Source organism: Dyadobacter sp. CY326, from assembly GCF_021390515.1.
Taxonomy (GTDB): Bacteria; Bacteroidota; Bacteroidia; order Cytophagales; family Spirosomataceae; genus Dyadobacter.
Genome location: NZ_JAJUXI010000013.1, coordinates 47,401 through 60,836 on the forward strand (window position 1 = coordinate 47,401; position 13,436 = coordinate 60,836).

The window sequence follows — 13,436 nt, forward strand, 5'->3', positions numbered from 1 at the left end:
ACACATGTCAGTTGACAGGAACACCTTACGCAATTGGGTAACTGCTGCATCGCCGGAATCTACAGAACAAGATGTTAGTGAAAAAACCTTTCTTACACTGCTTCAGCAGGTAAGTCTGGAAGGCTTGTCCCAAAACATTCGGGAACGGAAAAAATATGCCGAATACATTTTCTGGATGGTTTCGGTCTGGCTGGTGATGGTGATTATGCTTGTGTGGTTAAATGGTCTGGGAGAAATTTATTGCTACAACTTTCTCGATCCATTGCTGCGTACAGGTGTCAAATACATCAGTTTCAAATTCCATCTTTCCGATGCAGTGCTTATTGCATTAATCACCACTGCAACGGTTAATATCACCACATTCTTCCTGGTTGTAACAAAATATCTCTTCCCGAACACGCCCGATAAAGACAGCCCGCCGGTTGAATAAGTTTAAATTTCGTCGTCCTTATTCGCTCTGACCTTGTGTTCTGAAAAGTCCTTATCCGACCATTTGTAAACAACTTTCTTAAAACGCAAATCCTGAATAATCGGCTTAATGTTGTTTAAAAAGGCATCTTTGCTTTTTTCAGAAGCGAACAGTTCGCCCACAAAAGTCAGCGTGTCATGCTTCGGCCCGGATGTCGCAATGTCAATTTTTTGCTGAGCAAGCACTTCTTTTTTAGATGCTGCGTAGGCCTTTCTCAAATCAGGAAACTCCTTTGCCTGAACCGATAAGATCTTTTTACCCAACAAATCGGCCTGCGGCTTGATCGTCTTGTCCTTACTGCTTTTCACTTCCTTGTAAAGTGCAGTGTTTGATTTGTGCCACGATAATCTCGTAGCAATGTCCTGATTGGTCAGGCCCTCCTTTAATTTTTGGTCAATGTCGTCGAGTTTGTTCTCGATAAAGAGCTGCATGTTTTTTTCAGCCGCCGGGTCAAGTTGTTTAGGCGTTAGAAAATAAATGGCAAATCCAATGACTGCGGCTGCTATCAGCACGTAAGCGATATACTTGAAAATATTTCCTTTGTTCGGGTTCTCTTCCATTTTCTGGTCATTCGTGTTATATCAGTAAAGTAAAAACCTTGTTCCACCCGCTCTAAGCCATATTAAGTTACTTCTCGTGCACCTATTTCCCCAGAATGTATACAGACAATTTCCAGCCTGAAAACGAACGCAATGTGTTCGATTATGGACATTGGAATGATAAGAATGTTTGCTATACATTTAGAGATCAGTGCATTACAATGTGCATTTCTACTGGCTTACAATTTGTCCTGTTGTGTGAGCCGCCGCAACTTTGCATTCTTCACTTACTAGGTTTGGTAATTAGCTTAACACTCATGATCCGTAACTATTTCAAAATTGCGTTCAGACATTTGAACCGCAACAAAGCTTATGCAATTCTCAATGTATCCGGTCTGACCTTAGGAATGACCTGCGGTTTGCTTATTTTTTTATTGGTCAAATATCACCTTGGGTTTGACAATTTCCATGCAAACTCCGAGCGCATCTATCGCATTGTCACCGAGCAGCATCGCGATAACATTTCATACACAGCAGGCGTGCCAAGCCCCTTGGGCAAGGCCTTTCGAAACGATTACACTTTCGCCGAAAAAGTGGCCCGCATCGCCACTTTTGACGAATTGCTGGTTACTGTGAAGCAAAATAAGGACGTCAAAAAATTCAATGAGCCCGATGGCGTTGCATTCGCAGAGGAAGAATATTTCCAGATCTTCAATTTCCCGCTTATCCAAGGCGACATTAAAACGGCTTTGAAAGAGCCCAACACGGGCATCATTACCGAACGGGTGGCTAAGAAATATTTTGGTCAACAAAACCCGATCAACCAGACTTTCCGCATTGAAAATAAAATCGACGTAACTGTCAAAGGTGTTTTGAAAGACCTGCCGATCAACACAGACCAACAGGCTGAAATTTTTGTTTCCTATAACACACTCAAACAATATAATGAATGGCTGGGGAGCGAAGATGCGTGGGGAGGGATTCAGAGCTCGATGAACTGTTATGCATTGCTTCGGCCCGGGGTTACGGTAAGCCAGGTTGAGAAGGTTTTTCCGGCTTACGTTAAAAAATATCGCCCCACCAGTAAGAATGTGCATCATTATAAGTTGCAGCCCTTGGCGGATGTTCACTTTGATGCGCGTTATAGCGGCACTATGGAGAAAAAAAATCTTTGGGTGCTCGGTTTGATCGGCCTATTTCTGATTGTTACGGCTTGCGTTAATTTCATCAATCTGGCCACGGCTCAGGCATTGAAACTTTCCAAAGAAGTGGGCGTGAGAAAAGTGCTGGGCAGCTTGCGTGGACAATTATTTTGGCAGTTTATCGCGCAAACGAGCCTGATTACGCTCATTGCCAGCACAGCCGCATTGATTTTGTCTGCGCTCGCATTGCCTTACGTGAACAACCTTTTTTCATCACAAATCAGCCTCGACCTGCTTTCCAACTGGCAATTATGGCTGTTCTTAATTGGCGTGATCATTATCGTAACATTCCTTTCCGGCTCTTATCCGGGCATGATCCTCGCTCGTTTTCAGCCCGTTACAGCATTGAAAGGCAAGCTGTCACAGCAAAACATTGGCGGCTTCAACACACGCAGGGCATTGATCATCACACAATTTGCAATTTCCCAAATCCTGATCATTGGTATGATTGTCATTGCGCGGCAAATGCATTTCGCGCAGCAGTCGGATCTGGGTTTTAATAAAGATGCGGTTGTAATGATCCCGATCGTGTCGTCGCCCGAGCAGGCAAAGACTGTCAAAGGAAAGTTGCAGCAAATTGCTGGTGTCGAGCGTGTTTCGCTGTGTTTTTCGGCTCCTTCTTCTCAGAGCAACTGGGGTGCAACGCCATTTTATGACAATCGTTCCGAAGAAGAGCCGTTCCGCATTTCCATGCGTGCTGCGGACAATGATTATCTTTCCACTTTTGACCTCAAACTCGTTGCCGGACGTAACTTGTTTCCTTCCGACACAACGAAGGAATTTTTGGTCAATGAAACGCTTGCAAAGAAGCTCAATCTGGCGTCACCTTTGGAAATGCTGGGCAAAACTTTAAGGGTGAATGGCAACATGAGCGGACCGATTGTCGGCATCGTCAAAGACTTTCATGACCAGTCTTTTCACGAAGAGATCAGCGCCGTTTGCATTCCTTCGGCCAGTGATAATTATAACAGTTATGCCGTAAAGATCAATACGAACAACGTTCCTGCGACGCTCGCCGCCATTGAGAAAACATGGAGTGCAATGCATCCCGACCAGCTTTATGACTATGAATTTCTGGACGAACAGGTTGCTTTGTTTTACGAAACGGAGTCACTAATGTTCAGTCTCATTCAGGCGTTTTCAGTCATAGCGATCTTTATCGGCTGTCTTGGATTGTATGGTCTGGTCTCATTTATGGCTGCGCAAAAAACCAAGGAAATTGGCATCCGGAAAGTGCTCGGAAGCAACATTCCCCAGATCTTATGGATTTTCGGTAAAGAATTCAGCACGCTGATCGTAATATCATTTGCCATTGCTTCACCTGTGGCTTGGTGGGCCATGAACCATTGGCTTGCAGGTTTCAAATTCCACATTGAAATCAGCGCCTGGATTTTCCTCACGGCAATCGGTGCAACATTTTTAATCGCTACATTAACAGTCGTTTACCAGGCAAGCAAAGCTGCATTGCTTGATCCTGTGAAGAGTTTGAAGAGTGAATAATCGTGGATCCAATGCTTAGAAATTACATTAAAATCGCATTTCGTCACCTGATTAAGAACAAGGGTTATTCCGCAATAAACATTGGCGGGCTGGCTGTGGGCATGGGGGCGGCAATGCTGATCGGATTATGGGTTTATGATGAATTGTCCTTCAATAAATATCATCAAAACTACGACCGGATTGCGCAGTTAATGCAGCAGCAAACCTTGGATGGGGAGATTGTTACGGGCAATAATGTGCCTATTCCGCTTGCATCGGAGCTCAAAAGCAATTTTCCTAATGACTTTAAGCATGTTGTGCTTTCCTCATGGACTACAAGACACATTCTGTCATCCGGGACTTCGAAATTTATAAAAGCAGGAAATTTTATGTCGCCTGAGGCAGCGGAAATGCTGTCGTTGGAAATGGTTCATGGCACCTGGGCAGGTTTGAAAGAGCCGGGCTCTGTATTGCTTTCCGAGTCTGTTGCCAATGCATTTTTCGGCAATGCTGATCCGCTGAATCAGGTGATTAAGCTCGATAATGAGCTGAATGTGAAGGTTGCAGGCGTTTACAAAGATCTGCCTTACAACTCCGAGTTCAAGGAAGTGCGTTTCATAGCGCCCTGGGATTTGTATGTGGCTTCAACGGATTGGGTTAGAGAAGCACAGGCCAACAGCAATTGGAGCAGCAGCTCATTCCAGATTTATGCGCAGTTGTCTGAAAACGCCGATGTGCAAAACGTTTCTGCAAAAATCAAAGACATTAAAGCAAAAAAGGCAGATCAAAACGAGCTCCGCTTCAAGCCCGAAATTTTGCTTCATCCGATGAGCCGCTGGCATCTGTATTCCGAGTGGAAAAATGGCGTCAATGTGGGTGGGAGAGTTCAGTTTGTTTGGTTATTTGCCGTTATCGGGCTTTTTGTGCTGTTTTTGGCATGCATTAATTTCATGAATCTAAGCACCGCGCGTTCCGAAAAACGTTCAAAAGAAGTTGGAATTCGGAAAGCAATCGGCTCGCTGCGGGGACAATTGATCGGGCAATTTTTCAGTGAATCTTTTCTGATTGTCGGACTCGCGCTGGTCATTTCTTTGCTCCTTGTGCAGGTTACGCTGCCGATTTTTAATCAATTGGCCGATAAAGAAATGGTAATGCTTTGGTTAAATCCGTTTTTTTGGGCGGGGGTGATCATTTTTAGTATGGTGACAGGATTAGTAGCAGGCAGTTATCCAGCATTTTATTTGTCTTCATTTCAACCCATCAAAACCCTGAAAGGCACAGGCGCGCGAACGGGCCTTGCAACCGCTTTGCCACGAAAAGTGTTGGTGGTCCTTCAATTTACGGTTTCAATAACATTGATAATTGGCACCATTGTGGTTTACAGGCAGATTTTGCATGCAAAGAGCCGCCCGATCGGTTATAACCGCGAAAACCTTGTGACCATTCATGTGAACACGCCGGACATTCACAATCATTTTGATGCAGTGCTTCATGACCTGGTTAAAACCGGCTCGGCAACTTCCATGACCGAATCCATGGGGCCGCCAACGGAGGTGAGATCAGCCAATGTAGGTTTTGATTGGAAAGGAAAAGATCCGGATCTCGAAGCGGAATTTGCCACCATCGGCATTTCGCACGATTTTGGCAAAACGCTTGGTTGGGATTTTGTCGCGGGAAGGGATTTTTCAAAAACCTTTTCAACGGACTCTGCAGGATTTATACTGAACGAAACTGCAGTAAAATTTATGGGCCTGGGTCGTCCGAATGTTGCGGCGGCAATTGGTGAAACTGTCAAATGGGAAGGCAGGAGTTTCCGGATTTTGGGTGTGGTAAAAGACATGATTATGGAGTCTCCTTACGAACCTGTTCGGCAAACTATCTTTTTCATCCGACCGCGCGCTGGCGATTTCATCACAATCCGGATCAATCCTGCGAGCGACACGCAAAAGGCTTTGCAGAACATTGAAGCCGTTTTCAAGCAATACAGCCCGGACGCACCGTTTGCGTATGAATTTGTCGATCAGGAGTATGATTTCAAATTTGAGTCAGAAGAGCGCATTAGTAATCTGGCTGCTGCATTTGCGTCTTTGGCAATTTTGATCAGCTGTTTAGGACTTTTCGGCCTGGCTTCATTCATGGCTGAGCAGCGAACCAAAGAAATCGGCGTCCGAAAAGTGCTGGGCGCATCCATTTTGAATCTTTGGAGCCTTCTTTCTCTCGATTTCATCACATTGGTCCTTATCTCCTGCCTGCTGTCGGCACCCATTGCCTGGTTCACGATGAACAACTGGCTCAACAACTACGAATATCATACGGCCGTCTCCTGGTGGATTTTCATCATTGCCGGAACAGGCGTTTTGCTCATTACAATGCTTACCGTAAGTTATCAAGCGATAAAGGCAGCAATGCTGAATCCGGTGAAGAGTTTGAAAAGTGAGTAACGAATATTCCCTGGAATGAGGTGGAGTTAAAATAAGGCTAAAACGCAAAAAGGCCGCGAACTTTTGTTTGCGACCTTTCTTAATGTAGCGGGAGCTGGACTCGAACCAGCGACCTTTGGGTTATGAGCCCAACGAGCTACCAACTGCTCCATCCCGCGGTGTTGTTGAATTGGAGTGCAAACATACGAGTAATGTCGATTCAATGCAACATTAGTTCGAAAAATTATTCAATCATTTTTGTAATACTGCTCCTTCACAACCATTTATAGCAATTTCATGGGCGGAAAACTGTACTTTTGTGTGATTTTTAAGTAAAACATGGAAGACAAGACAGAAATAACAACGCCTTTCCGCAACCACCGCGCCGGTTTCGTCAGCATTATAGGCAAGCCTAATGTAGGCAAATCGACCCTTATGAATGTGCTCGTGGGGGAAAGGATGTCAATCATCACATCAAAAGCCCAGACCACGCGTCACCGCATTATGGGAATTTTGAATGGTAAGCACGAGGAAATTCCTTTTCAACTTGTGTATTCGGATACGCCCGGGGTCATTAAGCCGGCTTATAAGCTGCACGATTCGATGATGACTTTTGTAAAAGGCTCATTGGAAGATGCAGACGTGGTTTTGTTTGTGGCGGAAGTGGGAGAGAAGGTAGCAGACCATGAAGTTCTGCCATTGCTGAAACGCGCCGATGCGCCGATCGTTTTGGTTTTGAATAAAATAGATTTGTCTGACCAAGAGCACGTTGACGCGAAAATGGCTGAGTGGGAAGCGGCGATCCAGCCGGATGCGATCATCCCGATTTCTGCATTGCACCAGGCCAACATTGCGACGCTTTTTGACGCGGTGATCACGCGCCTGCCATTTCACCCGCCGTATTTTGGAGAGGATGAACTTACAGACAAGCCGGAGCGTTTCTTTGCTTCGGAAATCATTCGTGAAAAGATATTTCTGAATTATCGCCAGGAAATTCCATACAGCTCCGAAGTTTTGATTTCAGAATTTAAAGAACGCGACGACATGATCGTCATCCGCGCGGAAATCCTTGTGGAACGCAAAAGCCAGAAAGGGATCATTATTGGAGAAAAAGGGGAAATGCTGAAAAAGATCGGAACGCAAGCGCGTATTGATATGGAAGCGTTTTTTGGTAAAAAAGTATTTCTGGAACAGCATGTAAGGGTTGAGCCGGATTGGAGAAGCAAGGAAAACAAGCTGAGACAGTTTGGCTACGACGAGTAATTTATAATAAAAGATAGAAAGACGGTTTGTTTACAAACTGTTTGGACCACATTAATTAATACAAAATGGCAAATATAATTTCAATTGTTGGGCGTCCGAATGTGGGCAAATCCACATTATTCAACCGCCTTACGGAGAGCCGTAAAGCGATCATGGACAACCAGAGCGGCGTTACCCGTGACCGGCATTATGGTTATGGTGAATGGACCGATCAATATTTTACAGTAATCGACACCGGCGGCTATGTCGTGGGTTCAGAAGATATTTTTGAAGGAGCAATTCGCGATCAGGTTGAGCTTGCATTGGAAGAATCGACGGTGGTTTTGTTTATGGTGGACACCATGACGGGTTTGACGGACCTTGATAAAGACTTCGCAAATGTGCTCAGACGCGTTAACAAGCCAGTTTATTTGGTTGCTAATAAAGCCGAAACGCAGGAGCGTTACCAGTCTGCGGCCGAATTTTATGAATTGGGGCTGGGCGAACAAATCTTCGCGATCTCTGCGCAGACAGGTTTTGGAACCGGCGAATTGTTGGACCAGGTTATCACGCATTTTGAAACAGCCGGCATTGAAGATCCCGAAGCCGGAATTCCAAGGATCGCCATTATGGGAAGGCCGAATGTGGGTAAATCTTCTTTCCTGAATGTGCTTACGGGCACGGACAGAAGCATTGTGACAGACATTGCAGGCACCACGCGCGACGCCATTCACACGCATTATAATGCATTCGGAATGGAGTTTATCTTAACGGATACTGCCGGACTTCGCCGCAAATCACGCGTTAACGAAGACATTGAGTATTACTCGACATTGCGTTCAGTGAAGGCGATGGAGGAATCAGATGTTTGTATCATTCTTTTGGATGCAACGTTAGGTCTGGAAGGTCAGGATATGAACATCATTGGCCAGGCTGACAAGGCGAAAAAGGGCATTGTGATCATGGTTAACAAGTGGGATTTGGTAGAAAAGGACTCCAAAACGGCGGATACATTCAAAAAAGCGCTGCTGGAAAGACTGGCGCCAATGAACTATATGCCAATCATTTTTGCCTCCGTTGTTGAAAAACAGCGAATTCACCAGGTGATGGAGAAAGCCATGGAGGTTTATAAAAACAAAACGAAGAAGATCACGACTTCGAAATTGAACGAGGTGATGCAGGCAGAAATTGAAAAATATCCGCCACCGGCTGACAGAGGAAAGTATATCAACATTAAATACATGATCCAGCTGCCGACGCCGTCACCGACGTTTGTGTTTTTCAGCAGCAATCCAAAACATGTGAAGGAGCCTTACTTGCGTTATCTCGAAAACAGGATGCGTGAGAACTTCGATTTTTCTGGCGTTCCGATCACTATTTTCTTCCGGGAAAAATAAAAAGGCCAAGGATTTTTACGCAAAAAACGCCGGGCTATTACAGTCCGGCGTTTTTTGCTTTATCGGTTAACTACTACATTTCAGCCGTGAAATTACGCGTTTCATCTTTTTTTGATCCTCACCTGCAACCTTTTACATTATCTTTACATCTGTTCATACGAAAGTGCTTGTTTGACAGGAAATAGAAGGGCCCAAAAATATTTTCCTAAAAATTGTTAAAAACAAGGTACTATGTATTGCAAGATACCCAGTAAAACATATATATTTGTAGAGTCAATTAGTTACAACAAATCGCATCCTGATTTTCTCTGAACGACCGAAAACATAGCCATGAAAACGATCAAAATATTTACACTTTTAGTTCTTTTAAGCCTTCAAGCAGGAGCAACCGGATATTCTCACAACATGTTTGTAGCGCACAAAAAGTTGCAGGCAGGCAAAGAATGCATCCAACCCAGCGAAAGGATTGTAGCCAAGAAAGCAGCGAAACATTCGAAAATGATAAAATATCGCGCAGCGTCTGTAAAACCTGTTGCAGCAGCCTATTCGACAGATTTTGCAAATGAATTTGAAAAAGTAACATTGAATGAAAGAATCCGCGAAGCGACTCCTTCCTCGTTTTTTTCAAATGAAGATGACAGTGATGCAGGTGAATCAATCGTTACCAAATTGATTGCTTTTGTTCGCTGCACGATTTACACATTCATCGGACTGCCGAGCTGAAATTTGTAAGCAAGACATTTATCATAAAAAAGCTGCAACTGTACAAGTTGCAGCTTTTTTTATTTTCAGCCCACCACATTGGTCAATGTGCCAATGGGTTCGATGGAAATGTGAACGATATCGTCTTTTTGTAATGTAAAATCAGATGGGGGAATGATGCCCGTGCCGGTCATCAGATATGCGCCGTGCGGAAACGACATTTCAAGAAACAGATAACGAAGCAATTCGTCGGGCTTGCGTTTCATTTGTGCCAAAGTCACCTCGCCGCTAAAAACCTCTTCACTTCCGCGAACAATGGCAAGGTCGATCACCGTGTCGTCGGATAATGGAAATTCTGGGACATACAGGCATGGACCCAATGCAGCGCTTCCTGTATAAGACTTAGCCTGAGGAAGATATAAAGGATTTTCGCCTTCAATGCTTCGGGAACTCATGTCGTTTCCAATGGTGTAACCCACCAATGTTCCCGACGAAGAAGCGAATAATGTAAGTTCGGGCTCGGGAACATCCCAGGTTGAGTCACGGCGAATGCGGACTGTTCCGTGGTTTCCTATCACCCGCCAAGCCGTTGATTTGAAGAAAAGTTCGGGCCGTTCGGCTTCGTAAACACGGTCGTAAAAGCTTCCGCCTCCTGCTTTTTCCGATTCCTCCATGCGTGCGGTGCGACTTCTGAAATAAGTTACGCCCGAAGCCCAAACTTCCTGAGAACCAATGGGAGCAAGGATCTCCGGCATGGGAACGTCAGCCGTGAAAGTGATCGGAATAAGGCTTTCAATCTGTATTTCAAGCCAATCGTAGAGGTCGTCCCGATTCACCGCCGCATCCCAATCCTTTTCATGCAAACGATAAAAAAGATCGTCTCTTTCAAGCAGGATGCCGTTTTCGGTTTTATATAACTTCATAGAAATCGCATTTTGGTTTCGTTTCAATAAGGCTTTACCCTATTTTCTTTACTGCATAATCTACGATTCTTCCATGCGATCAGGCTATTTGATCATAATTTGTCTTTCAAAAACGTTGCCGTGTAATTGTCTTCAATTTTTGCCATTTCCTCCGGCGTTCCTGCAAATGTCAGGTAACCGCCGCCATCGCCGCCTTCGGGTCCGAGATCCAGAATCCAGTCTGCACTTTTGATGACTTCCATGTTGTGCTCAATGATAATCACGCTGTCGCCCTGATCCACCAATGCGTTAATGGCTTTCAGAAGCTTTTTAATGTCGTGGAAATGCAGTCCGGTCGTGGGTTCATCGAAGATAAAAAGCGTCTTTCCCTTATTGGAAGAGCCTTTTCCAAGGAATGACGCCAGTTTCACACGCTGCGCTTCTCCTCCCGACAATGTGTTGGAAGATTGTCCCAAGCCCACATAACCCAAGCCCACTTCCTGCAAAGGCATCAGCTTTTCAACCAGTTTTGGCTCAGAGGCCCTGAAAAACTCAATGGCTTCATCCACAGTCATATCCAGGATTTCCGCAACATCTTTTTCCTGGTAACGCACTTCCTGGATCTCCTGCTTGAATCTTCTGCCGTTACAGCCTTCGCATTTGAGATAAATGTCGGCCATAAACTGCATTTCGATCTTCACCTGGCCTTCGCCCTGGCAAATTTCACAACGCCCGCCATCCACATTGAACGAGAAATGGGAAGGCTTGTAACTACGCGCTTTTGAAAGCGGCAGGTCGGCCATCATTTGACGAATGTAATCGTAGGCTTTGATGTAAGTAACCGGATTGGAGCGCGATGATTTTCCAATTGGATTCTGGTCAATCATTTCAACGGCTTCAATTCTGTCAATGCTGCCTGTCAGCTCATCAAAATGGCCAACTTCCTCGCTGAACTCGCCCTTGAGGCGCATTAATGCAGGATATAATATTTTTCTGATCAATGTCGATTTGCCTGAACCGCTGACGCCCGTCACGACTGTAAGCATATTGAGCGGAACAGTTACATCCAACTCTTTCAGGTTATTTTCCCTTGCTCCTTTGATTTGCAGTGAATGCAATGATTTCCGTCTCACGGCAGGAACGGGGATAGAATCGTTCTCCAAAAGAAAATCCAGCGTGTGCGATTTAATTCCTGAATCGTTGTTTTCGATGTAACCGGTGCTTTTCAATTCAGAAATATCTTCCCAATTTCCCTGAAAAACCACATGACCGCCACCTGTTCCAGCTTCGGGGCCAATGTCAATAATCTGATCCGCGGCGTGCATGACCTCTTCTTCATGCTCCACAACAATTACTGTGTTTCCCAGGTCGCGCAATGATTCGAGCACGCCAACGAGGCGCTGCGTATCTCTCGGATGCAGCCCAATGCTAGGTTCATCCAGAATGTACATAGAACCCACCAATGCGCTTCCCAGCGATGTCGCAAGCTTAATCCGCTGAAATTCACCGCCCGACAATGTGTTCGTAAGCCGGTTCAATGTCAGATAACCCAATCCAACACGGTTCATATATTCAAGCCGCGTTTCAATTTCGGTCAATACGCGTTTGGCGATTTGCCTATCATGCTCGCTGATCTCAATGTTTTGGAAAAAAACGGAAACGTCTTTGATGGGCATCAAAACAAGATCTGTAATCGAAGCGCCGCCAAGTTTAACATACGAAGCATCTTTCCGCAAACGCGATCCGCGACAGTCCGGGCAGGTCGTACGCCCGCGAAAACGCGAAAGCATCACCCTGTATTGAATTTTATACGTCTGTGTTTCCAGTTCTGCAATAAATGCATTCAGGCCTTGAAAATATTGATTACCCGTCCAGAGAAGCTCTTTTTGCTCATTGGTAAGGTCTTTATAAGGTCTGTGAATTGGATAATCAAACTTGGCACCATTGCGAACAAGCGGCGTTAGCCATTCGCTCATTTTCTCGGTCCGCCAGGGAGCAATTGCGCCTTCATAAACAGAAAGTCCTTTGTCAGGAATAACCAAATCGGGATCAATGCCCAGAACTTTCCCAAAACCTTCACACCTTTTGCAAGCGCCATAAGGATTGTTGAAGCTGAAAAGATTGACCGTTGGTTCTTCGAAAGACATGCCGTCCAACTCGAATTTGTCAGAAAACACCTTTCTTTCGCCATTCACAACCTGCACAATGCAGATGCCTTCTCCTTCAAAAAATGCGGTTTGGACGGAATCGGAAAGGCGATATTGCGTATCTTCATCATCGTGTTTTACACCGGCACGGTCAATTAATATAAAAATCTGGTTGCCAGCCTGTGAATAATTGTCCGGATTTTCGAGAATGTCTTCAATGGCAACGACTTCTTCATTCAAAAAAATACGGTTATAACCCTTTGAAAGCAGAATGGTTAGTTCCTCTGTCTGCGTCCGGCCTTCGCGGATGAGCAATGGCGCAAGGATCATTACGCGGGAGCCTTCTTCATGGCTGAGCATAAAGTTGACAACATCGGTAACCGTGTCTTTTTTTACCAATTCTCCTGAAATAGGCGAATAGGTGTGCCCGATGCGGGCAAAAAGCAATTTGAGATAATCGTAAATTTCAGTTGAAGTCCCGACCGTGGAGCGCGGGTTTCTGGTGTTCACCTTCTGCTCAATGGCGATGGCCGGTGAAATCCCTTTGATATATTCGACTTCCGGCTTTTCCATGCGGCCCAAAAACTGCCGCGCATAACTGCTCAAACTTTCGACATACATGCGCTGCCCTTCGGCAAAAAGCGTGTCAAAAGCCAGGGAAGATTTGCCTGATCCGGACAAACCTGTGATCACCACAAGCTTATTTCGCGGAATGGCAACATCAATATTTTTGAGATTATTAACTCGGGCACCTTTGATCAGAATGTATTGCCTTGGATCCAAATCATCGAATTGGGCAGCTTCAATCCGCGGCACAGGTAATTGCATCATATAGAGAAAATCATGGACAGCCGATGCAAATGTGATCATGCACCGATCTTTATATTAACCAAAAGTACATTTATTTAGTTTGACTTCCGGGGAGGGAAAATCGCAA

9 protein-coding genes and 1 tRNA gene are annotated in these 13,436 nt (G+C 45.0%); 6 read left to right on the top strand and 4 right to left on the bottom strand.

What is annotated here, in order from left to right; all coding sequences use genetic code 11:
- Window positions 1–4 precede the first annotated feature (4 nt).
- Window positions 5–430 carry a hypothetical protein gene (locus LZG73_RS23315; RefSeq protein ID WP_233854999.1) on the top strand — a complete coding sequence of 142 codons (426 nt, stop codon included), beginning with the start codon at window positions 5–7 and terminating at the stop codon, window positions 428–430.
- A 2-nt stretch (window positions 431–432) separates the two neighbouring features.
- On the opposite strand, the gene LZG73_RS23320 is transcribed toward LZG73_RS23315, so the two are convergent.
- Window positions 433–1,029, bottom strand: a complete 597-nt coding sequence (locus LZG73_RS23320; protein ID WP_233855000.1) for a hypothetical protein — start codon at window positions 1,027–1,029, stop codon at window positions 433–435.
- Between the two features lie 95 nt (window positions 1,030–1,124).
- Here LZG73_RS23320 and LZG73_RS23325 point away from each other — a divergent pair, with 95 nt between their 5' ends.
- Both LZG73_RS23325 and LZG73_RS23330 read left to right on the top strand, forming a co-directional pair.
- A complete protein-coding gene (locus tag LZG73_RS23325; RefSeq protein ID WP_233855002.1) occupies window positions 1,125–3,710 on the top strand; it encodes an ABC transporter permease in 2,586 nt (861 codons plus the stop codon).
- A gap of 11 nt (window positions 3,711–3,721) precedes the next feature.
- A complete protein-coding gene (locus tag LZG73_RS23330) occupies window positions 3,722–6,130 on the top strand; it encodes an ABC transporter permease (protein WP_233855004.1) in 2,409 nt (802 codons plus the stop codon).
- An 85-nt stretch (window positions 6,131–6,215) separates the two neighbouring features.
- Here the strand turns inward: LZG73_RS23330 and LZG73_RS23335 are convergent.
- A tRNA-Met gene (locus LZG73_RS23335) sits at window positions 6,216–6,288 on the bottom strand.
- A gap of 160 nt (window positions 6,289–6,448) precedes the next feature.
- Here LZG73_RS23335 and era point away from each other — a divergent pair.
- From era to LZG73_RS23350, 3 genes are all read left to right on the top strand, one after another.
- Window positions 6,449–7,372, top strand: a complete 924-nt coding sequence (gene era, locus LZG73_RS23340; RefSeq protein ID WP_233855006.1) for a GTPase Era — start codon at window positions 6,449–6,451, stop codon at window positions 7,370–7,372.
- A gap of 65 nt (window positions 7,373–7,437) precedes the next feature.
- Window positions 7,438–8,748 (top strand): ribosome biogenesis GTPase Der, encoded by a 1,311-nt coding sequence (gene der / locus LZG73_RS23345; RefSeq protein ID WP_233855008.1) that lies wholly within the window; start codon window positions 7,438–7,440, stop codon window positions 8,746–8,748.
- Window positions 8,749–9,078: 330 nt separating this feature from the next.
- On the top strand, window positions 9,079–9,471 hold the full coding sequence (locus LZG73_RS23350) for a hypothetical protein (protein ID WP_233855009.1): 393 nt from the start codon (window positions 9,079–9,081) through the stop codon (window positions 9,469–9,471).
- A gap of 65 nt (window positions 9,472–9,536) precedes the next feature.
- On the opposite strand, the gene LZG73_RS23355 is transcribed toward LZG73_RS23350, so the two are convergent.
- Both LZG73_RS23355 and uvrA read right to left on the bottom strand, forming a co-directional pair.
- Window positions 9,537–10,373: a fumarylacetoacetate hydrolase family protein gene (locus LZG73_RS23355; RefSeq protein WP_233855010.1), complete on the bottom strand. Its 837-nt coding sequence runs from the start codon at window positions 10,371–10,373 to the stop codon at window positions 9,537–9,539.
- Between the two features lie 92 nt (window positions 10,374–10,465).
- On the bottom strand, window positions 10,466–13,330 hold the full coding sequence (gene uvrA, locus LZG73_RS23360; protein ID WP_233855271.1) for an excinuclease ABC subunit UvrA: 2,865 nt from the start codon (window positions 13,328–13,330) through the stop codon (window positions 10,466–10,468).
- Window positions 13,331–13,436 lie beyond the last annotated feature (106 nt).

Excerpts from the sequence above, each read along its gene's own strand:
- LZG73_RS23355 (WP_233855010.1), bottom strand. The coding sequence starts at position 10,373 with ATGAAGTTATATAAAACCGAAAACGGCATCCTGCTTGAAAGAGACGAT.
- LZG73_RS23315 (WP_233854999.1), top strand. The coding sequence starts at position 5 with ATGTCAGTTGACAGGAACACCTTACGCAATTGGGTAACTGCTGCATCG.
- der (WP_233855008.1), top strand. The coding sequence starts at position 7,438 with ATGGCAAATATAATTTCAATTGTTGGGCGTCCGAATGTGGGCAAATCC.
- LZG73_RS23330 (WP_233855004.1), top strand. The coding sequence starts at position 3,722 with ATGCTTAGAAATTACATTAAAATCGCATTTCGTCACCTGATTAAGAAC.
- LZG73_RS23350 (WP_233855009.1), top strand. The coding sequence starts at position 9,079 with ATGAAAACGATCAAAATATTTACACTTTTAGTTCTTTTAAGCCTTCAA.
- LZG73_RS23320 (WP_233855000.1), bottom strand. The coding sequence starts at position 1,029 with ATGGAAGAGAACCCGAACAAAGGAAATATTTTCAAGTATATCGCTTAC.
- era (WP_233855006.1), top strand. The coding sequence starts at position 6,449 with ATGGAAGACAAGACAGAAATAACAACGCCTTTCCGCAACCACCGCGCC.
- LZG73_RS23325 (WP_233855002.1), top strand. The coding sequence starts at position 1,125 with ATGTATACAGACAATTTCCAGCCTGAAAACGAACGCAATGTGTTCGAT.
- uvrA (WP_233855271.1), bottom strand. The coding sequence starts at position 13,330 with ATGATGCAATTACCTGTGCCGCGGATTGAAGCTGCCCAATTCGATGAT.